This is a genomic window from Legionella cincinnatiensis (genome assembly GCF_900452415.1).
In the GTDB taxonomy this organism is placed as follows: Bacteria; Pseudomonadota; Gammaproteobacteria; order Legionellales; family Legionellaceae; genus Legionella; species Legionella cincinnatiensis.
The window spans coordinates 376,926-400,328 of record NZ_UGNX01000001.1 but is presented as its reverse complement, the minus strand read 5'-3'; the positions used below and the strand labels follow the sequence as shown (position 1 = coordinate 400,328).

Below are 23,403 nucleotides of genomic sequence, written 5' to 3'. Positions count from 1 at the left end.
CGATAAAAAACTTTAGGGACGGGACCTAATATACTTTAGTGTTTTTAAAACCATCTAAAACTACAGACAACTTTTCCAGCACCTCTTCAACAGAAATTAATTGCATAGGTTCATCGCCATGTACATGTTGTCCCCATACATCTTCGATACATTTGCTTCCCAGAATTTTTTTCGCTGCTTCAGGATAATGATTCACTACTAAATGCTGAAAAAGATACGGCCCCGAAATAAGGGGATTGGTTACAGCATGCAATGCGACAACAGGAGTATTCACTGCTGTAGCCATATGCGAGGGCCCCGTATCAGGACAAAGAACAACTGTTGCTTTGCTGATAAGAGCAAGCAATTGTTTTGGCTGACTTTTGCCAACGAGATTAATTGCTGGAATAACCTGAGTAATTTGCTCTGCAAGATTTTTATCAAAATCACTAGGGCCCCCCGTAATGACCACCTGCACATTCCAACGAGTTTGGGCTGTTTGCAAGACTTCGATATAACGCGCAACAGGCCAACTACGCTCTGGCTTGCTCGCCGCAGGATTAATAACTAAAATGGGGCCCTCTTTGGGTAAATGATGTTCAGCCCATTGATAATCAGCAGGAGAAATAGGTAAATCCCAGCGAATAACTCGCTCCTGTATCCCTAACGCTTGGGCAAATTTTAAAAAACCATCTAAAGTATGTTCTAATCCTGGTTTAATTCGTTCATTAACAAACAAGCCATGAGCATCATTTGCTCTATGATCATCATAGCCTATTTTGCGTTTCGCTCGAATCAATGGATAAAGTAAGTTTGTCCTAAGACTTGCCTGGGGTGCTAAAAGCACGTCAAAAGTACGTCCTTTCATTTGCTTTTTAAAATACCAATAATCTTTAATGCTTTTAGGCTTATCGATTAAAATAAACTCAATACCAGCCATCCCTTCCACTAAATCAAAGGCAGGTTTGGAGATAATCCAAGTCAATGTAGTTTGTGGTAAACTAGCCTGTAAAGTTCTAATAAGAGGAACAGCCATTAGAACATCACCTAAGGCAGATAATCTTACAATACAAATCGAATTAATCATGTAGGTGGTCAGTCTCTATCAGAGAACGGACGTATTTAGCGCAAGTGGTGGTAAAACTTTCCTAATCAATGCCCTATGTTGTTTTTTAGAAAAACTCTACACAACCTACGCTCAACTCCAACCGTTCGAATAAACATGGAACCTGGGGGCTTAAGCTATTATTTAATCATTCTGTAAAACAAATCGCGAACCACAATAAGGACAAACCTCTACTCCTGTTTTTTCAATAGGTAAATAAACCTTTGGATGCGCATTCCATAATACCATATCTTTTGTTGGACAACTTAGAGGTAACTCATCACGATGTATTACATAATTTTTTTGAGTACTCGCGGGTATGGTTTTAGTTTCTGACATAATGGTCCTTTAAAACGGTTTTTTAGAATTATCTAATATTTCCCTAATTTTCGCTAGAATCTGATCGTGAAAAGCTTCATTTTGTGGATCATAATATAATGCTTCATCCCAATGTCTTAACCAAGTTAATTGACGCTTAGCTAATTGTCGCGTAGCAGCTATTCCTTTATCACGCATGGTAGAGTAATCATAAGCATCTTGCAGATATTCTAGAACTTGTCTATAACCCACACAACGCATCGCAGGCAAATTTATTGATACCGGCCATTTTTGCTGTAATTGCATTACTTCTTCAATAAGTCCTGTCTGTAACATTTGCTCAAAACGTTGTGCAATCCGTTCATGTAACCATACCCGATTTTCGGGAAAAAGGATAAAATTGATAAAATGATGTACGTCTTTTTCCTTTTGTTGCTCAAAAAAAGCAGTCAAGGTTTTTCCACTTAAATAATATACTTCTAATGCGCGTTGAATTCGTTGTGCATCGTTCGCGTGAACCCGTTTCGCAGTATCAGGATCAATGTGCATTAATTGTTGATGGAGCTTCCCCCAACCATGCAAAGCAGCTTCTTTTTCTAACTGCTCACGTAAAACAGGACAAGCTTCGGGTAAAACAGCTAAACCTTTTTGCAGCGCATTAAAATACATCATTGTCCCCCCAACCAGTAAGGGGATCTTACCTTTACTAGTGATCTCATCACATAAAGATAAAGCATCACTGCAAAATTGAGCTGCGGAATAAGATTCCACTGGATCTTTAATATTAATTAAATGGTGAGGAGCGAGGTTTAGCTCTTTAGGACTGGGTTTAGCGGTTCCAATATCCATTTCCCTATAAATCATTGCCGAATCGACACTAATAATTTCAAAAGGATAATGTGTTACTAATTCACAAGCTAAAGCAGTTTTCCCTGCAGCAGTAGGCCCCATGAAACAAAAAATCAAATTAGACATCTAATAAATTCCGACAATCATCAACGGTCAATGCTCGAAACAATCCAGTTTCTTTATTTTTCTCTGCATGTACATTCAGTAACAATTCATTTAGCTCCATTTTTTCCTCATGACTTAATAATCTGGGATCTACAACTTGGGCTTGAATCATGAGCTCAACCAACTTAGAAGAGTGCAGTACCTCCTGCGCGATCACGGTTTCTAAAAATAAACGTAAATCCAAATAAGGCATACAAAGTGGGATACTCCGAATTAACACTTCCTGATCGCTGAAAGGTTCAATATGTATTCCTAATTGACACAAACATTGAATAAAATTTGGAAAGTTTACAGTGTTCTTAGGAGGAAGAGAATAACGAATTGGTACCAATAAAGGCCTACTGGCCAATGGGAAAGACAATTCAGATAATTGTTGTTGTATTTTAAATTGCTGCAAAGCTATAAGATTAACGAGATAGGGTTGTTGATGAATAAAGACCAAAATATAGTGGTTATTTAAAATAACCCAAGGCTGCTCTAGTGAGTTAACATTCTCGCTTATTAGCGTGAGCTTGGGATAAGGCTCACAAATCTTTTTGGCGTGGTTGGCTGGTATATTTAACTCACCTACGGTTTCGTGATTTCTCTTTTTTTGAGTGTCCAATGCTACAGCCAATTGGGACGTAAAAAAATCAAAGATTAGCCGAGGCTGTTGAAAACGCACTTCATGCTTAGTAGGATGAACATTCACATCAACTTCAGCATGATTTATTGTAAAATACAACACACATGCAGGAAAACGACCAGGATGTAATAAACCATCATAAGCCTGTTTTAATGCATGATGAATTAACTTATCTTTTACCATTCGTTCGTTGACATAAACCCATAAGCGATCACTTTGACTACGCTGAAATTTAATGCCACTTATCCAACCACACAGTTTCATTGAACCATGATCCACATCAAGATAAATCGCATCTTGAACAAAGGCACTACCTAATATACGCGTCATTCGGGATAATAACGATTGTTCACTTGTTACCGCAGGAAGATAGAATACCTGCTTGCCATTATGTTTTAGCGTTAACGCAATTTTAGGTGCGCTTAAAGCAAAACGTTTGACTACTGTTTCTATTGCCTGAAACTCGAGCTTTTCGCTCTTTAAAAATCGTTTCCGTACTGGTGCATTAAAAAATAAATCAACAACATCTACTGTTGTTCCTACTGCTCGAGCACAAGGAGAGCACGTTATTTCTGTACCGCTCACACGCAACATCATCGCTGTTTCTTGCTGGGCAGGCTTAGAACTGATGCTAACTTTAGCTACTGAGGCAATGCTGGCTAATGCTTCGCCACGAAAACCCATGCTATCAATTGCGTACAAATCATCAAGCGAATTAATTTTACTTGTAGCATGGGGAGCAATAGCCAAAGGCAAATCTTCTGCTACAATTCCTACGCCATTATCGCTAATTTTAATTTGATTTAGGCCACCATAACTCGTTTCAACCGTAATCGCAGTAGCCCCTGCATCAAAAGAATTTTCAAGTAATTCTTTTACTACAGATGCGGGACGCTCTATTACTTCTCCAGCAGCTATTTGATTTGCTATTAATGGAGGTAACTGTCGAATTCTCATGCCCATGCTGGAGGAATCACCAATTTCTGCCCTGGTCGAAGTCGACTGACCCCTCGCAAATGATTTGCGGATTGCAAGGCTGCAACTGAGACATGATAACGAGCGGCGATAGCAGGCAAAGTTTCACCTGTTCTAACTAAATGAATCGTATTCGTTGCCATTGCTTCAATACGCGATCCATGTGGAGGATTCTCCCAGAAATATCCTTTAATACCTTGAAAAATGGCTTGACTTAAACGAGCTTGATAAGCAGGATTCGTGAGATTTCGCTCTTCAACAGGATTCGAAATAAATCCTGTTTCCACTAAAATTGAAGGAATATCTGGGGATTTTAAAACAACAAAACGTGCTTGTTCTACTTTGTGATTGTGTAGTACAGTAAAATTACCCAGCTGATTTAAAACACGTCCCCCCATTTGCAAACCTGCATTAATCGTAGCTGTTTGTGATAAATCAATTAATACAGAACGCACTACCCCATTCTGATCATCTAAATCACCTAAATTCACACCACCTAATTCAGAATAGTTTTCCTTTTCAGCAAGCCAACGGGCCGCTTCGCTCGTTGCTCCTCTTTGTGATAAAGCAAATACTGAGGCGCCATGAGAATGAGGATTATTAAATGCATCAGCATGAATGGCAACAAAGATATCGCCATTATGTCTTCGAGCAATGTTCAAGCGTTGACGCAGACCTACATAATAATCTCCTGAACGCGTTAATACAGCACGCATACCAGGCTGTCTATCAATTAATTGCTTTAGTTTCAAAGTAATTGCTAATACCACATCTTTCTCGCGACTATTGCGCGGCCCACGAGCACCGGGGTCCTTGCCGCCATGACCTGCATCTAAAACCACAATGACATCACGCAATCGAGTAGGCTTATTACTTACCTTGATAGGTGCTTGGTTTGCTAAAATAGGTTGTACTGGTGGTTGCGGTGCCCTAATGTTCTGTTTTAAAAATTGTTGTTGCGGCTGTTTTATTGGCACTTTTTGAGTTACTGGCAACGCCTTTTTAGGAGTATTCGCAGCAACTGGAGGGACAAGGCGGCCACTATGTAATAAATCAACTCGTATTCCTCCATAAGTCCCATTAGGCCGCCAGGGGGCTGAACGTAGTAGTACTTTTTGATTTACTTCAAAAACTAATCGTAACGTTCTAGGCTCAGAATGGCCACTACGCACTTGCTTCACTAGACCATTAATCAGACCCAATTGATTTAAATCTACAGCTAATTGAGTCTCCTTTAAATCCAATACTACTCGGTCTGGTTGACTTAATGAAAATAGCTTATGTGTAAAAGGGCCTGCAATTGTAAAGTAAAGGGATGTTTGGTTTCCTTGTTGTTTTAAAACAATCGATTTAAGTTGGGCGCTCGATGTAACAACAGACCAAAGACATAATACAACAAAAATCCATAAGCGAACGATCATGTTTCTCCTGCCAGGCGAGCTAAAATTTTTTTACCGGCTGCGCTCAATGCTATTATTTGCATTTCACGTCCAGCCCCTTTCATGTTTAACTTAAAACGAATATCTATATAAGGCAATGCTGATCCTGCATTTTCAGCCCATTCAATACAACAAATACTACCTGGCACAAAATAATCTCGAAAACCTAAGTATTCTAATTCTTCCTCATGATGAATTCGATACAGATCAAAATGATGCACGAGCATGTCATGACATGTATAGCTTTCTACTAATGAAAAGGTAGGACTCTTAATCGCAGATTGCACCCCTAAGTATTTTAACATGGCACGAATGATCGTGGTTTTTCCTGCGCCTAGATCACCACTAAAAGTCATGATTAAAGAAGGACAAAGACATGAAGCTAAACGAGAGGCAAAATTTACACTCGATTTTTCGTCTGGTAAATCCAGTATTAGTGCATTAGATTGATTTGTATTCATCATTTGGATAGTTCAATACATGTGGAATAGCATCTAACAAATCACTAGCTAATAACCCAACTCCACCTAATTTTTTCGCGACACGATCTCCAGCAACTGCATGCACCCAAACACCATATTGTGCTGCCTGGGCTAAAGAAAAACCTTGGGCGCAAAAACCAGCAATGATACCGCTCAATACATCGCCCATACCCGCACTCGCCATACCAGGGTTTCCACGAGGACAGACAAAAGTACTTTTTTCAGGGGTTTGGATCACTGTTCCAGCACCTTTTAATACAACAACACCACCATATTGTTGTTGAATTTTTTCCGCTGCTTGGTATCTATCCTTCTGAATCAAATCAGTAGAACAAGCAAGAAGAGCCGCTGCTTCTCCAGGATGGGGCGTTAAAACCCAATTGTCGTCAATTTGTGAATTACTCGCCAATAATCTTAGTGCCGACGCATCAATCACCATAGGTAATTGCGAAGTAATTGCTGGCAAAAATAGGTCCATAGCCCAATCACTTTCTCCAAGACCAGGTCCTATAACACAAACAGAAGCATTTGCTAAGAGTTGTCTTAAGTCTTTTGCGGTTTTAACACCGCTTACCATCGCTTCAGGAATTAAAGATAAAGCACCCTTTGCATATTCAGGCCAAGTTGCAACAGTAACTGATCCAGCACCCGTTCTTAGTGCTGCTTTTGCCGCAAGACTAATAGCTCCAGGCATACCTGGCCCTCCTCCTACTATTAAAACATGGCCATAATTTCCTTTATGAGAGTTTTTTTTGCGCTTAGAAAAAGGTAACGATAAAGTAGTGGAGTTTAACAAACGTGCAGCAGGCGCTAATTGATTGGTGCACGCCTCTAGGCTTAATGAACAGCAATAAATATCCCCGCAATGATCTGGGCCATCTGCAGTATACATACCTAACTTTTGGGCGATGAATGTTATGGTAGCATTAGCTTTAACACAAAGGTTTTCCACCAACCCTGTATCTGCATTAAGACCTGATGGAATATCTAATGCTATGACAGGAAGGCCGCTTGCATTGATCTGATGAATTGCTGAGGCAATATTGCCACGCACAGGTCCTCTTAAACCTATTCCAAGTAGTGCATCGACAATTAACTCCGCTTCGCTATCTAAAGGCTCATCTGCAGGTTGACAGTCAACTCCTGCATTTATTGCCATCAAAGCTGCATGCTGGGCTGCAAGAGGCAAATCCGCCAATGCCTTACATTGGTAAACAGTAACTAATAATCCATGTTCATGGGCTAATCGTGCAACAACATATCCATCACCTGCATTATTTCCCGAGCCGCAATAAACTGCAAGATGTCGAACATGAGGATAAAGTTTTATTAGCTGCGAAAATGCCCCTGCTCCAGCTCGAGACATAAGTGTATTTTCGTCTAAGTGAAATAAAGAAGTAGCCTGTTGTTCACAAACTCTAATTTGCTCACAACGATAAAGGGCGTTTTCTGACATGCTACTTCACTAATTTCAACGAAGGCTTACTTTTAGAAGACGCCGGGCCCTCAACATCTGAAGTTGACGAACCAGAAGACGCTGGAGGCGGCTCTTCTTCATCTTCGAGTGCAAAGGCAATACCCCTGCCATTTTCCTTGGCATATATTTCCAATACAGCTCCTGGTGGAACAAAGATTTGCTCCGTTTTTCCTGAAAAGCGCGCGGTGAAGATTATCCGATCATTTTCCAACAAGAGACCTCGAGTAGCTGCTGGGGAAATGTTCAACACGATACGATCATGATTTACGTGCTCTGTTGGAACCTGTACACCTAAATATGCTGCATTTACCAAAATATAAGGCGTTAATTCGTTATCAACTATCCAATCGTAGGCCGCACGAATTAAATAAGGTTTATTTGATGTCATAGTCATATATTTATGCCGCTCGCAATTGTCGCTCAACATCAGTCAAACTTGCTTGAAACGATTCACGTTTGAACAAGCGCTGCATGTAAGCAATTATTCCTTTAAACTCTGGTGTAACGTCTATCCCTAACCGAGGTAAGCGCCACAATAAGGGGGCTAATGCACAATCCAACAACGAAAACTCATCACTTAGAAAATAAGACTTATCTGCAAAAACTGGCTCAAGAGCGACTAAACTTTCAAATAAGTTCGTTCTAGCATCTTCTGTATTATTATCTCTTAAGATATTATTCATTAAATAATACCAATCATGCTCTATCCGATGCATCATTTTCCGCGTTTCCGCACGAGCAACAGGATAAACAGGTAATAAAGGTGGATGAGGAAAACGCTCATCTAAATATTCCATAATAATACGTGGTTCATAAAGTACAAGCTCTCTATCAATTAATGTAGGAATTGTTCCGTATGGATTAACTGATAAAAGATCTGCATTTGGTTCAGCTTGCCTGGCTGCAAGAATTTCTACATTAACCCCTTTTTCAGCCAATACGATACGAACTTGATGACTGTAGACATCATCAGTATCAGAAAATAAAGACATTATAGTGCGTTTCGCAACAATTGCCATGGGCAACTCCTATCAATTTTATAAAAATGTGAACGAGTATGCTAAGAATAAGCAAAACCATTACTTTACCACATTTTTGCCTTTTTGGGCTACTTTATGCCGATTTTTCGCCAATAAACTATTTTTAAGCACAAAGAAACAAGAAATAAAATGACTAAAAACCCAATTACAAAGAATCCCAGATGATAACGTTCCGTTTTTGTGGGCTCACTCACGTAGGTGAGGAAAGTCACCAAATCTAATAAACTCTCATCAAATTGTCGTGATTGCATTTTATCGTGCAACGTATCCAGAATATTGGGCATCGCAACATCAGGCACAAGATAATTATTCGTTCCAAAAGGTCTAGAATCATCTTTGTAAAAACTACTTAAGTAATTGTAGAGCCATTTGGCTCCTTTTGCTCTCACAATTAACGATAAATCTGGCGGTACTATCCCAAACCATTGCTTTGCATCTTCAGGGGGCATAGCAATCTGAATTGGATCATGAATTGTTGCTTGAGTGAAAATAAGATTATTCTTTAAGAGATCTTCATCAATTTGCCCGGCAAAACGCATTAAACCCAAGCCTTTGGCCATACGATTATACCTTAAATATTTTAAGGAATGACAACCCGAACAGTAATTCATAAAAAGTTTAGCGCCTCTTTGTAAGCTTGCCTTATCGTCTATGTCGATTGACAATGAAGTTGCATACACCTGCTGACAAACTCCAAATAATAAGAAAAAATAAAAAAGCGCCCTGATCCGCATCAACACTCTCCTGAGGGAAGAGGCAATGAATGAGTGCTCTCTAATCGAGTATAAAAGGGCATAAGGATAAAATAGCCAAAATACAATAATGTAGCTAGTCGAGCAAAAAACAAGCGTGCAGGAGTTACTGGAATCGTTCCCAAATAACCCAATACTACAAATGCCAGCACGCCTAAAAAGAACATTATTTGAGACCATTTCCCTTTATAACGCATAGAACGTACCGGACTACAATCAAGCCATGGCAAGAAAAATAATAATAATAGTGCGGAGCCCATGCATGTAATTCCAAATAATTTATCGGGTATCGCCCGCAACATTGCATAAAAAGGTGACATATACCACATTGGAGCGATATGATCTGGAGTGACAAGCGGGTTTGCTGGCACAAAATTATTGTGCTCTAAGAAATATCCGCCCATTTCAGGAGCCCAAAATACCACCGCAAAAAACAAAATAAAAAACGCAAGGACGGCAACTAAATCTTTAATAAGGTAATAAGGATGAAAAGGAATTAAATCAAACTGTTTTTCTACACCCAATCTATGCTTAAACTCAATTCCTTCCGGATTATTCGAGCCTACCTTATGTACGGCAACAATATGCAAAAATACAAACAAAAAGAGCAATAATGGAATAGCAATCACATGTAACGCAAAAAAGCGCTGCAATGTAGCATTGCCAACCGCATAATCCCCTCTAAGCCAAATAACAAGATTTTTACCTATATATGGGAGAGCATCAAATAAGGATGTGATAACTTCAGCCCCCCAATAAGACATCTGTCCCCAAGGCAATAAGTAACCAAAAAATGCACCCGCTAAAAGTAAAACATATAGAAACATTCCCAAAAGCCAGACTAATTCCCTAGGTTTTTGATAAGAACCATAAAGCAGACCACGAAACATATGTAAATAAATGACAATAAAAAATGCTGAAGCTCCTGTTGAATGCATATAACGTAATAACCAACCAAAGTGAACATCGCGCATGATGTATTCAATAGAGGAAAATGCTTGTTCAACACTCGGCGTATAAAACATAGTAAGCCACAAACCAGTAATCAATTGATTGGCTAAAACTACGATTGCCAATGCACCAAAAATATAAAAAAAATTCAAATTCTTGGGGACATAGTAAGCACTGAAATACTTTCTCCAGGTACTCGCCAAAGGAAAACGCTCATCGATCCAATTGAAGAGTCTATTCATTTAATTAGCCTCTATCTTATTACAAATCATAAAACACGTGATGCAAGCATAAAACTTATGCTTTATCCTCACCAATTACAAGAGTATGTTTATCAATAAAATAATATGGAGGAACCTCCAGATTAATCGGTGCAGGAACATCTTTAAAGACTCTACCCGAAAGATCAAAAGTAGATCCATGACAGGGGCAAAAAAAACCACCTGGCCAGTTAGGCCCTAACTCACTCAGATTAGGCTTGTATTTAGGGGAACAACCTAAGTGGGTACAAATTCCTATAAGTACTAAATATTCTGGATTAATGGAACGATATTCATTTTTTGCATAATAGGGTTGCTGAGCAGTCAATGAATGAGGATCTCGGAGCAAAGAAGAGTTCTTGGTGATTTGTTGCAACATTTCTGATGTTCGTCTAATGATCCATACTGGTTTGCCACGCCATTCAACGATGGCTTGTTCTCCAGGTTCCAATTTGCTTAAATCAACCTCTACAGGGGCTCCCTCGGCTTGAGCCTTAGCACTAGGTAACCAAGAAGCAACAAAAGGAGTTAAGGCACATAGGGCCCCAATACCTCCTAATACACTGGTTGTAGCTACCAAAAATCGGCGTCGCTCCGTATCTACCAAATCATTTTTATCCTGATCATGCTCAGGCTCAGAGTTGTCATTCACCATATGCCGCCCGTTTTGTATAGCGCCCCCCACTAAGTTCTACACATCATTGCAAGCTCGGTCGTCTCCGTCATGTACTTTGAGTACATCCCTTATCCTCACTTTACTTGCAGCCTATCTAGAACTTAGTGGATGACGCTATATGTTTCACTAGATCTCGTAGCAAAACAAAAAACCCCGCCAATGCGGGGTTTCTTTAACCAAAAAACAATTAACGTTTTGAGTATTGGGTTGCACGGCGAGCTTTGTGCAAACCGACTTTCTTTCTTTCAACACGACGTGAATCACGAGTCAGTAAACCACGAGCACGAAGCTTTCTACGCACGGAATCAGGATTAGGCTCTGCATCTTCTGCCAATCCTTTTTCATCATAAGCAACCAATGCTCTTGCAATTCCTAAACGTACAGCACCTGCCTGACCAGAAATTCCACCACCAGTTACTGTAATGTAAACATCAAATTTATCGACAAGATCAACAGTTTCTAGCGGCTGCATTACAACCATACAAGAAGTTTCACGGCAGAAATACTCTTGTAAAGTACGACCGTTGACTTTGATGTCGCCTTTACCTGGACGTAAAAACACTCGAGCTGTTGAACTTTTTCTACGACCAGTGCCGTAGTATTGCTTCACTTCAGCCATAATACTTATTCCTCAATATCAAGTTGTTTGGGTTGCTGTGCTGTATGTGGATGCTCATTGCCAACATAGACTTTCAGCTTACGATACATCTCTCTTCCCAAAGGATTCTTTGGTAACATACCTTTAACAGCTAGCTCGATAATCCTAACAGGATTTCTTGCTTGTAATTTCTCAAAACTATCTGATTTTATTCCACCTGGATATCCAGTGTGACGATAGTACATCTTATCGGTAAACTTCCGACCAGTTACAATAACTTTTTCAGCATTTGTAACGATAATGTAATCGCCAGTATCAACATGGGGGGTATACTCAGCTTTATGCTTGCCACGTAAACGACGAGCAATTTCAGTTGCTAAGCGACCCAAAACTTTATCGCTGGCATCAACCACTAACCAGTCACGTTTGACTTCATGGCTTTTGGCACTAAATGTCTTCATTAAATGAACTCCGAACCGCCTAAATTGGTAATCTTCTATCATGGACGGGCGATTTTAACCAAAACAGAATCATCCTACAAGTAAAAAGGACAAAAATTTACAAACAATTATTAAAATCCATATGAATCGGACAACTTTCACACTGGATCGATTAACAACTGATTCACAATACTACCAGAAATTAAATGTTTTTCTATGATTTCATCAATATCAGCAAAAGATGAATAAGTATACCACACACCTTCAGGATAGATCACAATACAAGGACCTGAACTGCAGCGGCCAAGACAACCTGTTTTGCTAATGCGAACTTTTCCCGGGCCATGCATTTCCAGCTCTAAAAGCCGTGATTTTATATAATCAAAGTACTCTTCTCCACCAGAATTAGCGCAACATTGTTTACCTGCTGCCTTTTTGTTGGTACATAAAAAAATATGTTTCGAGTAATAGTTCAATGAATTATTTTCCTATAGATTCAATTTTGCTTTTTAGCTTCAAACCTGGTTTAAAAGTCACAACCCTTCTAGCCACTACGGGAATTTCCTCTCCAGTCTTTGGGTTTCTACCTGGCCTTTGTGGCTTATCTCTTAGGGTAAAATTACCAAATCCAGATAATTTTACATGATGTCCATGCTCAAGAGCATGTCGTAATTCTTCAAAAAAATTTTCGACCATCTCTTTCGATGCAGGTTTGGACAATTTTAATTCATCACACAAGGTCTCTGCCATTATAGCTTTGCTCAATGCATTCACGATTACTCCCTCAATATGATTGAAAATTTATTCTCTAACGTATTGATTATAGCATCAATTAAAGAATTAATCTCGGTATCAACCAAAGTACGACTTTCATCTTGAATTGTTATAGAAATCGCCAAGCTTTTCTTCCCTAAAGGAATACCTTCTCCAGTATATACATCAAAGACATCAAAAGATTTTAACCAATTTTCTTTTACAGTAGTTCTTACTACTGATTCGATTTGCATGACCTCGATATTATTATCGACTAAAAATGATAAGTCCCTGCGAATTTGAGGATATTTTGAAATCGGTTTATAACGTGGCGATTCATGTCCTATTAATGCCTCTAAGTTAATTTCAAAAAGAAGAACATCATGGTTTAAATCCAAAGCATCTGCTAAACGCGGATGCAATGTTCCTATCCAACCTGAGGGAACGCCATTTATATTGATTTGAGCAGATTGTCCAGGATGTAATGCTTCATGAGTTGCGGCAACGAACTCTACTTGCTTTAGTTTTAATGAAGCGAATAAAGATTGAAGATCTCCTTTTAAGTCAAAAAAATCATACCATCGAGTCGTTTCACTCCAATTAACACTCCCTTGCTCCCCCATCAACAAACCTGCAATGCAAGGACGTTCTTTTAGCTGCCCTTGGTGTACATCAAAAACAACACCAATTTCAAAAAACTTAACCTCATTTTGTTGGCGGTGTACGTTATAAATCAGTGATGCAATTAAACCAGGCCACATCCCAGCACGCATTTGCGATAACTCAGAAGAAATAGGATTCAGTAATTGCATAAACTCTTTCTGTGGATAAAGCTCATGTTGTAATTCAGGATCAACAAAACTGTAACTGATCGTTTCGTGGTATCCTTTACTTGCAAACCAGCGCGCAAGCATCGTTGCTATTGCTTCATTACCGCATGTTTTTCCTGCCTGTACTCGCGTATATACTGGTTCTGCATGTAAATTATCATATCCATAAAGACGAATTATTTCCTCTACCAAGTCCTCATCTCGCTGAATATCAAAGCGATATGAAGGAATAATAACCTCTAGAAAATGATTTTGCTCTCGTGTAATCGTGATACCTAAACCCTCAAGAAAACGCCTCATTTCCTTCAGAGAAATATTAAGTCCAGTCAAATTTTTAACTTTTTCTGTATTGAAAGAAAAATGTACTGTACTCGGCAAATATTTTTGATTAGAGACTTCAATAATAGGTCCAGCCTCACCACCAACAATTTCTAAAATTAATGCTGTAGCTCTTTCTAAAGCTCTTATTTGTACGTTAGGATCTACACCTCGTTCAAAACGTTGTGATGAATCACTAAATAAACCAAACTTTCTAGCTACTCCTGCAATTACTATGGGATTAAAAAAAGCACTTTCTAAAAATACATCAGTGGTATGTGCCTGCACAGAGCTTGCTTCTCCGCCCATAATGCCGGCCATTGCCAACGGCCTTTCTTGATCTGCAATCACCAATACTTTCTCATTCAAGGTTAATTCTTGGCCATCAAGTAATTTTAATTGCTCTTGCTGATTACTATAGCGTACATTTATTTCACCGTTGATTGCATTCAAATCAAAAGCATGCATGGGTTGACCTAACTCAAGCATGACATAATTCATTACATCAACAACAGGATGAACGGAGCGAATGCCACTTCGGCGTAAACGCTCACTCATCCATAAAGGGGTATTTGTTTGAGTATTTATCTTGCGAATAACACGACCACAATAACGTGAGCATGCTTCTGGATTGTTCAATTGTATTGGGAATGCATCGTCAATACTTGGAGTAACCGCGGAAATCTCTTTTTCTAATAAGGGTAGTTGATTCAATACAGCAACTTCACGCGCAACACCTAAAACACTAAAACAATCTGCTCGGTTAGGCGTTAAATCAATATCCAATATATGATCATCAAGAGTCAGATACTCGCGCAAATCCATTCCTACAGGCGCGTCACTTCCTAACTCCATAATTCCATCAGATTGCTCTGCCATTCCCAACTCACTGACGGAGCAGAGCATTCCTTGTGAAAGCGCTCCTCGTAACTTTGATTCTTTAATATTAAAACCACCTGGCAAGCGTGCCCCAACCATGGCTAGAGCCACTTTTAATCCGTCTCTTACATTCGAAGCACCACAAACGATTTGCAAGGGTTTCTCTGTATTTGCGTTTACTTCACATAAAGTCAATTTATCTGCATTAGGATGAGGTTTTGTGCTAAGAACTTCAGCAACGATTACATGAGAAAACTCTCCTGCTACAGGGCTTACTGCATCCACCTCCAAACCAGCCATAGTTAGTTGGCTTGCCAATTCTTGTTCAGATAATGAGAAATCTACCCATTCACGTAACCACAATTTACTTAATTTCATCTAAAGTCCTTACTGCATGATTGATTTTACTCAAGATATTTTCAATTCGCACCACAAACGCATGGTCATCGAAGCATATTAACAACCTCTACCTTCAAAATTGACTTAAAAAAGACAGGTCATTTTCAAACATCATACGCAAGTCATCTATTCCATAATACAACATGGCTAATCGATCCATACCCATACCAAATGCCCACCCCTGATATTCCTCAGGCGAGATATTTACTGCTGTTAGAACATTAGGATGCACCATACCACAACCTAAAACCTCTAACCACCCAGTAAATTTACAGGAACGACAGCCTTCACCACTACATTGAGTACATTCAATATCAACCTCAGCCGAAGGTTCTGTAAAAGGAAAATACGAGGGTCTAAACCGCAATGCTAATTGACGACCAAAAAAATCAGCAAAAAAATCGTGTAGTAGACCTTTTAAACTCGCTAAAGTAGCCTGTTTGTCCACCAGTAGCCCTTCAACCTGATGAAACATCGGTGTGTGCGTCAGATCAGAGTCACAACGATAGACTCTTCCTGGAGCTATTAACCGAAATGGAGGTTTGCGTTGTTCCATGGTACGAATTTGTACCGGCGAAGTATGTGTTCGTAAAAGGCGACCATCACCAAAATAAAAAGTATCATGCATCGCACGGGCTGGATGATGCACGGGAATATTCAGTGCCTCAAAATTATAAAATTCAGATTCAATTTCGGGACCATCAACAATATCAAAGCCCATACGGCTAAAAAATTCATTAATTCGATGCTTTACTTGGGTTACTGGATGTAAGGACCCACTCTCTTTCTTGCGACCAGGAAGTGTTATATCAATACGTTCAGCTGACAGCTTTTCTAAGAGTTGTTTTTGTTTCAGTTCAAGCATTTTCGTTTCAATCAAAGTACTGATGTCACGTTTTACTTGATTCACAAGTTGGCCTACTTTAGGTTTTTCTTCAGCGGATAAATGAGCAAGACTTTTTAAAATTTCAGTGAGCTTTCCTTTCTTACCCAAAAAATCAACGCGAATTAACTCTAATCCAGAGACATCCTGAGCATTTTCAATCGCTTCAGCAGCCTGTTCTTGTATGGTGATGATATCCTGCATAATTATACCCACAAGTAAAAAGGAGGCCGCAGCCTCCTCAAATAGTTCATTTTGCTAACAGTACCTTTATCATGTTATTAACCTAGGCTTATAAATTCCCAGAAAAAAACACATTAAAAGACTATTTTGCTAATGCAGCCTTAGCTTGTTCTGCAATTGCAGCAAAAGCTACTTTGTCATGAACAGCTAGATCAGCCAATACTTTTCTATCCAATTCAATTGATGCTTTTTTCAATCCATCAATTAAGCGGCTGTATGATAAACCACACTCACGAGCTTGTGCATTAATACGAGTGATCCACAATGCACGAAACTGACGTTTTTTCTGACGTCTATCACGATATGCGTATTGACCTGCTTTAATTACTGCTTGTTTGGCCATGCGATAGGTTCGACTACGAGCGCCGTAATAACCTTTTGCCTGATCCATAACCTTTTTGTGACGCGCTTTGGCGATCACACCACGTTTAACTCTTGGCATTTTTCATTTCCTCCTTAACTACCGTGCAACATACGTTCTGCCAAACGTGCATCGCATGGCTTTAAAGTTCCAGCTTCTACGCGCAAATGACGTTTTTGCTTAGTGGACTTTTTAGTGAGGATATGATTTCTATAAGCACCGCGACGTTTAATCGCGCCACTTGCTGTTTTACGGAAGCGTTTAGACGCTCCGCGATGTGACTTCAACTTCGGCATAACAATATACTCCGCATTTACTCAGCTTTTAGTTTTTTTGGGCGATAATACCATCAATAGCTGTCTTCCTTCGCGCTTGGCCTGCTGTTCCACAACGGCAAACTCAGCCGTGTCTTGCTGTATACGCTCAAGAATTTTCATGCCCAGCTCTTGATGAGCCATCTCACGACCACGAAACCGCAGTGTAATTTTGACTTTATCACCATGATTTAGGAAACGGATCAGGTTGCGTAGCTTGACCTGATAATCTCCATCTTCCGTCGTTGGACGGAATTTTAATTCTTTAACCTGAATTTGCTTCTGCTTTTTTCTAGCTTCGGCTTGTTTTTTACTCAGCTCAAAGAGAAACTTACCGTAATCCATAATACGGCATACGGGAGGTTTGGCTGTTGGAGAAATTTCCACAAGATCCAATCCACCTTCTTCCGCTGCACGCAGGGCTTCACGTGTGGAAACAATTCCTGCCTGATTACCATCGACATCAATTAAGCGTACCTCAGGTACATTGATCTGTTCATTAATTCGTGCGCGATCACTTTCACGCTTAGTTGGTGCACTAATGGTCTAATCCCCCCTATTCATTAATTAATAATTGACCCTTTTTGAGCAATTTCTTGCATCAAGGTATCACAAATTGTATCTATTGTCATCACACCTAAGTCTGTACCTTCTCGGGTTCGCACAGCAACTTGGCCTGACTCAACTTCTTTATCCCCTATTACTAATAGATATGGGATTTTTTGTAAAGTATGCTCGCGAATTTTAAAACCAATTTTCTCATTTCTCAAGTCAAAGTTGGCACGAATTCCTCTTTTTTGCAAAATTTGTGTTACTTTTTCTGCATACTCGTTTTGTTTTTCACTAATTGTCATGATTACTGCTTGCACCGGCGACAACCACAAAGGCAGCTTTCCTGCATAATGTTCGATCAAAATCCCCATGAAGCGTTCAAATGATCCTAGGATAGCACGATGCACCATGACTGGAGTTTGTTTGCTCCCATCTTCGGCAATATAAATAGCATCCAAACGTCCAGGCATCGAAAAATCAACTTGTATCGTACCACATTGCCAAATTCTACCTAAGCAATCAGATAAGGAGCATTCAATTTTGGGCCCATAAAAAGCACCTTCACCTGGCGCATCAACCCATTCTATATTTCTGTCTTTCATCGCTTGTTTTAAAGCTGCTTCAGCCTTATCCCAAACTTCATCACTGCCTACTCTTTTTTCAGGGCGTAATGCCAAGCGATACTTAATTTCTTTAAACCCAAAATCAATGTATACCGATTGGACTAACTCTAACATCATTGCCACTTCTGATTGAATTTGATCTTCAGTACAAAAAATATGAGCATCATCTTGAACCATATTGCGAACTCGCATGAGACCATGTAATGATCCTGATGGTTCACATCGGTGGCAATTACCAAACTCTGAAAATCTTAAAGGTAAATCTCTATAACTTTTTAAGCCTTGATTAAATACTTGGACATGACAAGGACAATTCATTGGTTTTACAGCATAGTGACGATTTTCTGTTTCAGTAACAAACATCTCATCTCTAAAATTAGCCCAATGGCCTGACTTTTCCCAAAGCACACGATCAACTAACTGAGGTGTTTTAATTTCTTGATAACCAAAGTCGGCCAAGCGATGACGCATATAACGTTCCAACTCTTGATAAATGGTCCAACCTTTGGGATGCCAAAAAACCATTCCCGGTGCAATATCTTGGAAGTGAAATAGCTCCAAACTCTTACCTAATTTACGATGATCACGTTTTTCAGCTTCCTCCAAACGGAACAAATAATCAGCCAGTGCCTTTTTGTCAGCCCAAGCAGTACCATAAATACGCTGTAACATTTCATTATTGGAGTCACCACGCCAATATGCTCCTGCCACTTTAGTCAATTTGAATGCTTTTAAAAAACCAGTTGCAGGAACATGAGGACCACGACAGAGATCTTCAAAATCCCCTTGTTTGTATAACGAAAGCACTTCATCTTTAGGAATATCAGCAATAATCTTTGCTTTATATTCTTCACCAATACTCTTAAAATACTGGATTGCCTCATCACGTGGCAATTCTCTACGAGTCACAGGATAATTTGCTTTTGCTAACTCCACCATTTTGGCTTCGATTAACTCCAAATCTTCGGGAGTAAACGCTCTTTGAAAAGCGAAATCATAATAAAAGCCATCTTCAATTACTGGGCCAATAGTTACTTGAGCTGAAGGAAAAATACTTTTAACAGCTTGTGCTAATAAATGAGCAGTAGAGTGACGAATAACTTCAAGACTCTCTTCTTGTTTTTCAGTAAGAATCACTAATGCACAATCATTTTTAATCAGATAAGAAGTATCAACTAATCGGTTATCAACACGACCAGCCAAAGCAGCCTTAGCAAGCCCAGGACTTATACTATGAGCAACATCATATACAGTTAAAGGTGCTTCAAACTGTTTTACACTTCCATCAGGCAATTTAATGTTTGGCATGATTTTATCCGTAAGCATCTTAAAAAAAAACCCTGCATGGCAGGGCTTAAAACTTTTAATGGATTCAGTATCACTACATGGAAAGTGACAGCTCCCGAACTACTAATTCAGTTGCATGGTAGGCACGAGTGGGATCGAACCACCGACCACCACCATGTCAAGGTGGTGCTCTACCACTGAGCTACGTGCCTATAAACTGACCTGCATCTATATTGCCAGGAAGTATATAATAAGGTGACGTTACAAAGCAAATGATTTCAATGATTTGTTCCTAATTTTGCTCAAGAAACAATCAACTCACGCCTATATAAAGGAACTTGCAGTAAAAATTCACTCACGTTATGTTTCACAACATCTTTAAAACATTTATTGTACGCGAACACTTTTCTTTGGCGCTCAGTACTTGTTCCTGAACTCATAATCGCTTGAAGCGTTGCAAAATAGGTGTGATAGTTAAGTTGCTCAATGTAAGGTTTTAATTTTTCTATCCACTCATGAATATCTTCACGCATTAATTTGATTTTGCCCTCTGTGTTCATCACCAATTCCGCATCTAAACCATAGCGAATTGCTCTCCATTTGTTTTCTCGAGAAAGCCAGTAAGGAGGATAGGCTACGGACTCAAGCCAACTTCCATTATCGGCAAACCAATGGGCAAGAGCATGTATCAATGCAACCAGGGCCAAGGTTTCCGCAAGTGTCGCCGTACCATCACAGACACGAATCTCCAATGTTCCAAAATTTGGACTTGGCCTTAGATCCCACCATAAATCCTTAAGCGATTTTATGGAACCACATGACTTTAGTGTTCTATACAAATGCTCAAAATCCTGCCACGAGCGCACATGGTAAGGTTGACCTGCTGTAGGAAGAGCCTCATAGGTAGTCGGACGACATGAAGCAAGTCCAGTGTCTATTCCTTGCCAAAATGGGGAACTTGAAGAAAGGGCTAACAAATGGGGGAGAAAATACATAAAGAAATTATTAAATCGTATGCATTCTTCCCCACTCGACATACCCAGATGTACATGTAGACCATAGACACTCATACGGCGCGTAAGCCATTGATTACGATCAATTAAATCCAGATAACGAGCTGTCGGTGAAATCTCCCAGTCAGAATATTTAGAAAATGGGTGTGAGCCTGTTGTTGAAAGTAAAATTCCAAGTTTTTTCGATACATGTTGAAGTTCAAATAATGTTGCATAAAGATCATCTTCAACATCCTGAACCATCTTACATTTGTTCGTGTTTACTTCAATGGTGCTTAAGTAAAATTCTGGCTTAATTTTTTCCAAATGAGACATAGCAGCAAGAATATCCTCTGCTCTGGAACACAGATTGTAGGTTTCGGCATCGATGAGTTGCAGCTCAATTTCTACACCTAAAGTGAGGATTCCCCCACTATTAAAACAAATTTCTTCTTGACTATTGGGTTGAGGAATATCTTCAGTTAATTGTGATAAGGATTCGTTGAGTTGACTTCGCATAATTAATCCTCTTTTTATTATTATTGGATGCCATTGACAAGTCACGCTCTTCGATATTTTTGAGGAGCTCTATATAGTTAGCTTGAATAGTCAGGTACAATAGACAGTGCCTTGAATATTCATATCTATTGATATAATTCGTATACAAATTATTTAAGGATACTAACGGTTAATATACTTTTTTTCAACCTTCAATCTTTGAAAGACCATCCATGAATAATATTTTAAAAGACCCTAATGAGAAAAAAGAACAGCGGGAGATGCAATCTGAGCAGCGCTCTAAGAGTATTATTCTTGCTTTACGCATGATCATGCAACAAATGGATTTTCATTCCCGAAGGTTAAATAAATGCTATGGTTTAACCGTACCACAAATTGTATGCCTGTATGAAATTTACGAAAATGGGATTATGACAATCTCAACTCTTTCTAAAAGAGTCTATTTATCAATGAGTACTTTAGTAGGGGTAATAGATCGATTGGAAGAAAAAGAATTTGTTCTTCGCACACGAGATAATAAAGATCGCCGTATCATTTATATTGATATAACCGAAAAAGGGAGAGAATTTGTAGGCGCCGCCCCCTACCTTCTCCATAATAGGTTAAATGAAAACCTCCAAGCTTTAGACGAAAATGAGCAGATAACTCTTGCTAACTCGATTAATTTACTGGTGAATTTGTTAAAAGATATATAACAAAAAAACTCATTCTCTCTAGGGTATGTTTCCAACGAAGCTCTTTTCTCCTCTAAAATATAGATACATTTGAAATCATCTCATTTTAAATTCTCTATCCAAAAGAAAGGTCTGAGTGGAAGGGGACCACTCAGGCCTTATTGCGAGGTTAAGTGCTATGTTTAGACCACTTTCTCTTTTATTTGGACTCTATATGTGAACTTGTTCCATCATGCGTCACATATTTTCTTTGGACAATGTGGAAACCTTTTTATTGGTTTCAGGTGCACATTATAGTTATTTAGTTTTTATTGTCAACTTTAAATTTCGAAAAGAAACTTAAAGTTTCCAATTATTATTTTTATTTGCGGATAAACTTCATTTTGTTATACTAATATCATTCCAAATTTCTGACCCGAGCACCACTATGGAAAAAACCAACTTGGCGAAACAATTTGCTAATCGTTTGCGTGATGCAATGGTTGCTGCGGGGTATAACTCCCAACGCTCTACCTCTGGAGTATGCATCCATAAGCTTTCTGAAATTACCGGGTATTCACTACAAATATGCCGTAAGTATCTTCGTGGTGAAGCCATCCCTGAACCGGTGAAACTAGTAGATATTGCAGCAAAACTTCAAGTGTCTCCTGGTTGGCTATTATTTGGTGACCCCCTCCATGATCAAGGTATCTCGCAAGATAAAATTTCTATTAGCAAAAATTTGCTTCACTATATCTTCACAAAAGCATCATGCCTCTATAACAGCGCCTTATCAGAACCCGAAATATCTCGTTTTTTACTGGAACTAATTAATGATGTCAGCCTAATTAATGCAAATGAAGATCAATCCAAAAAAATTATTGATTTAGCGTTAGCCTCAGCAAAACATTTTTATAAGCCTTAATATTTCTCCATTTGGCTCAATAGTGCTATCATTGCGTTTTAAAAACACACTAAATCCAAATGTTACTTCATTCTTTATTTATCATCGGTATTTGCGTTGAAGCGATTACAGGCGCATTGGCTGCGGGGCGCAAAAAAATGGACTTTTTTGGTGTTATGCTTATTGCAAGTATTGCTGCATTAGGTGGCGGAACAGTAAGAGATACGCTGTTTAATACTTATCCATTAACTTGGGTTATTCATCCTGAGTACCTCTTGTATACATCGTTATGTGCTTTTCTAACTATATTTATTGCCCATTCCCTAATCCGGATTATTAAGATCTTTTTAATACTTGATGCATTGGGCTTATCTACTTTTGTTATTATTGGCACTCAAAAAGCACTCCATCATGGGTTATCACCTAGTATTGCCATTATTAGCGGCATGATAACAGGCATCTGTGGCGGGATGTTACGCGATATTTTATGTAATGATATTCCCTTGGTATTGAGAAAAGAACTTTATGCAGTGATTGCACTTGCCGGCGCATTGCTTTTTATCACTCTAGAATATTTTCATATCCCAGAAAATATTAATGTGATTATTACATTTGCCAGTATTTTTGCTGCTCGCCTATTAGCGATTTTCTTTCATATTGAAATACCCATTTTCGATTATTCAGAAAGTATCAAAAAACGCAAACGAAAGCCCTAATTTGATAGAAAAGAAAATCTCGGGTTTGGTCTTAAGAGCCTTCAGC

26 protein-coding genes and 1 tRNA gene are annotated in these 23,403 nt (G+C 39.1%); 3 read left to right on the top strand and 24 right to left on the bottom strand.

Going from position 1 to position 23,403, the window contains the following annotated elements:
• Positions 1-25: 25 nt before the first annotated feature.
• From DYH34_RS01765 to DYH34_RS01650, 24 genes are all read right to left on the bottom strand, one after another.
• A complete protein-coding gene (locus DYH34_RS01765) occupies positions 26-1,066 on the bottom strand; it encodes a glycosyltransferase family 9 protein (RefSeq protein ID WP_058463929.1) in 1,041 nt (346 codons plus the stop codon).
• 162 nt (positions 1,067-1,228) lie between these two features.
• Positions 1,229-1,423, bottom strand: a complete 195-nt coding sequence (locus DYH34_RS01760) for a zinc-finger domain-containing protein (protein WP_058463930.1) — start codon at positions 1,421-1,423, stop codon at positions 1,229-1,231.
• 9 nt (positions 1,424-1,432) lie between these two features.
• The gene (gene miaA / locus DYH34_RS01755; protein ID WP_058463931.1) at positions 1,433-2,377 is read right to left on the bottom strand and encodes a tRNA (adenosine(37)-N6)-dimethylallyltransferase MiaA; all 945 of its coding nucleotides are present in this window, start codon (positions 2,375-2,377) and stop codon (positions 1,433-1,435) included.
• The gene (gene mutL, locus DYH34_RS01750; protein WP_058463932.1) at positions 2,370-4,004 is read right to left on the bottom strand and encodes a DNA mismatch repair endonuclease MutL; all 1,635 of its coding nucleotides are present in this window, start codon (positions 4,002-4,004) and stop codon (positions 2,370-2,372) included. The genes miaA and mutL overlap by 8 nt, the downstream gene beginning before the upstream one ends.
• Complete coding sequence (locus tag DYH34_RS01745; protein ID WP_058463933.1) at positions 3,995-5,437, bottom strand: N-acetylmuramoyl-L-alanine amidase; 1,443 nt, start codon at positions 5,435-5,437, stop codon at positions 3,995-3,997. The genes mutL and DYH34_RS01745 overlap by 10 nt, the downstream gene beginning before the upstream one ends.
• Positions 5,434-5,919 carry a tRNA (adenosine(37)-N6)-threonylcarbamoyltransferase complex ATPase subunit type 1 TsaE gene (tsaE, locus tag DYH34_RS01740; protein ID WP_058463934.1) on the bottom strand — a complete coding sequence of 162 codons (486 nt, stop codon included), beginning with the start codon at positions 5,917-5,919 and terminating at the stop codon, positions 5,434-5,436. Before tsaE ends, DYH34_RS01745 begins: the two co-directional genes overlap by 4 nt.
• Positions 5,897-7,393 carry a bifunctional ADP-dependent NAD(P)H-hydrate dehydratase/NAD(P)H-hydrate epimerase gene (locus tag DYH34_RS01735; protein ID WP_058463935.1) on the bottom strand — a complete coding sequence of 499 codons (1,497 nt, stop codon included), beginning with the start codon at positions 7,391-7,393 and terminating at the stop codon, positions 5,897-5,899. The genes tsaE and DYH34_RS01735 overlap by 23 nt, the downstream gene beginning before the upstream one ends.
• Position 7,394: 1 nt before the next feature.
• A complete protein-coding gene (locus DYH34_RS01730) occupies positions 7,395-7,808 on the bottom strand; it encodes a ClpXP protease specificity-enhancing factor (protein ID WP_058463936.1) in 414 nt (137 codons plus the stop codon).
• Between the two features lie 4 nt (positions 7,809-7,812).
• Positions 7,813-8,433 (bottom strand): glutathione S-transferase N-terminal domain-containing protein, encoded by a 621-nt coding sequence (locus DYH34_RS01725; protein ID WP_058463937.1) that lies wholly within the window; start codon positions 8,431-8,433, stop codon positions 7,813-7,815.
• A gap of 89 nt (positions 8,434-8,522) precedes the next feature.
• Positions 8,523-9,188 carry a cytochrome c1 gene (locus tag DYH34_RS01720; RefSeq protein ID WP_058463938.1) on the bottom strand — a complete coding sequence of 222 codons (666 nt, stop codon included), beginning with the start codon at positions 9,186-9,188 and terminating at the stop codon, positions 8,523-8,525.
• Positions 9,188-10,399 carry a cytochrome b gene (locus DYH34_RS01715; protein WP_058463939.1) on the bottom strand — a complete coding sequence of 404 codons (1,212 nt, stop codon included), beginning with the start codon at positions 10,397-10,399 and terminating at the stop codon, positions 9,188-9,190. Before DYH34_RS01715 ends, DYH34_RS01720 begins: the two co-directional genes overlap by 1 nt.
• 55 nt (positions 10,400-10,454) lie before the next feature.
• A complete protein-coding gene (gene petA, locus DYH34_RS01710; RefSeq protein WP_058463940.1) occupies positions 10,455-11,072 on the bottom strand; it encodes a ubiquinol-cytochrome c reductase iron-sulfur subunit in 618 nt (205 codons plus the stop codon).
• A 208-nt stretch (positions 11,073-11,280) separates the two neighbouring features.
• Positions 11,281-11,712 carry a 30S ribosomal protein S9 gene (rpsI, locus tag DYH34_RS01705; RefSeq protein WP_058463941.1) on the bottom strand — a complete coding sequence of 144 codons (432 nt, stop codon included), beginning with the start codon at positions 11,710-11,712 and terminating at the stop codon, positions 11,281-11,283.
• Between the two features lie 5 nt (positions 11,713-11,717).
• A complete protein-coding gene (gene rplM, locus DYH34_RS01700) occupies positions 11,718-12,152 on the bottom strand; it encodes a 50S ribosomal protein L13 (protein ID WP_058463942.1) in 435 nt (144 codons plus the stop codon).
• 137 nt (positions 12,153-12,289) lie between these two features.
• Positions 12,290-12,607, bottom strand: coding sequence for a (2Fe-2S) ferredoxin domain-containing protein (locus tag DYH34_RS01695; RefSeq protein WP_058463943.1), 318 nt, complete (start codon positions 12,605-12,607; stop codon positions 12,290-12,292).
• A 4-nt stretch (positions 12,608-12,611) separates the two neighbouring features.
• Positions 12,612-12,905, bottom strand: a complete 294-nt coding sequence (locus tag DYH34_RS01690; protein ID WP_058463944.1) for an integration host factor subunit alpha — start codon at positions 12,903-12,905, stop codon at positions 12,612-12,614.
• A gap of 2 nt (positions 12,906-12,907) precedes the next feature.
• Entirely contained in the window at positions 12,908-15,289 is a 2,382-nt protein-coding gene (gene pheT / locus DYH34_RS01685) for a phenylalanine--tRNA ligase subunit beta (protein WP_058463945.1), read from the bottom strand.
• A 94-nt stretch (positions 15,290-15,383) separates the two neighbouring features.
• A complete protein-coding gene (pheS, locus tag DYH34_RS01680; RefSeq protein ID WP_058463946.1) occupies positions 15,384-16,397 on the bottom strand; it encodes a phenylalanine--tRNA ligase subunit alpha in 1,014 nt (337 codons plus the stop codon).
• A gap of 121 nt (positions 16,398-16,518) precedes the next feature.
• Complete coding sequence (gene rplT / locus DYH34_RS01675) at positions 16,519-16,878, bottom strand: 50S ribosomal protein L20 (protein WP_003633276.1); 360 nt, start codon at positions 16,876-16,878, stop codon at positions 16,519-16,521.
• Between the two features lie 14 nt (positions 16,879-16,892).
• Entirely contained in the window at positions 16,893-17,093 is a 201-nt protein-coding gene (rpmI, locus tag DYH34_RS01670; protein WP_027270874.1) for a 50S ribosomal protein L35, read from the bottom strand.
• Between the two features lie 21 nt (positions 17,094-17,114).
• A complete protein-coding gene (infC, locus tag DYH34_RS01665; protein WP_058463947.1) occupies positions 17,115-17,654 on the bottom strand; it encodes a translation initiation factor IF-3 in 540 nt (179 codons plus the stop codon).
• Between the two features lie 20 nt (positions 17,655-17,674).
• The gene (thrS, locus tag DYH34_RS01660) at positions 17,675-19,594 is read right to left on the bottom strand and encodes a threonine--tRNA ligase (protein ID WP_058463948.1); all 1,920 of its coding nucleotides are present in this window, start codon (positions 19,592-19,594) and stop codon (positions 17,675-17,677) included.
• Positions 19,595-19,710: 116 nt separating this feature from the next.
• A tRNA-Val gene (locus tag DYH34_RS01655) sits at positions 19,711-19,785 on the bottom strand.
• Positions 19,786-19,875: 90 nt separating this feature from the next.
• Positions 19,876-21,084: a carboxylate-amine ligase gene (locus DYH34_RS01650; protein WP_058463949.1), complete on the bottom strand. Its 1,209-nt coding sequence runs from the start codon at positions 21,082-21,084 to the stop codon at positions 19,876-19,878.
• Between the two features lie 212 nt (positions 21,085-21,296).
• Between DYH34_RS01650 and DYH34_RS01645 the strand changes: the two genes are divergently transcribed.
• From DYH34_RS01645 to DYH34_RS01635, 3 genes are all read left to right on the top strand, one after another.
• Positions 21,297-21,779 carry a MarR family winged helix-turn-helix transcriptional regulator gene (locus DYH34_RS01645; RefSeq protein ID WP_058463950.1) on the top strand — a complete coding sequence of 161 codons (483 nt, stop codon included), beginning with the start codon at positions 21,297-21,299 and terminating at the stop codon, positions 21,777-21,779.
• A 406-nt stretch (positions 21,780-22,185) separates the two neighbouring features.
• The gene (locus DYH34_RS01640; protein ID WP_058463951.1) at positions 22,186-22,662 is read left to right on the top strand and encodes a helix-turn-helix domain-containing protein; all 477 of its coding nucleotides are present in this window, start codon (positions 22,186-22,188) and stop codon (positions 22,660-22,662) included.
• A gap of 59 nt (positions 22,663-22,721) precedes the next feature.
• A complete protein-coding gene (locus DYH34_RS01635; RefSeq protein ID WP_058463952.1) occupies positions 22,722-23,357 on the top strand; it encodes a trimeric intracellular cation channel family protein in 636 nt (211 codons plus the stop codon).
• Positions 23,358-23,403: the final 46 nt, after the last annotated feature.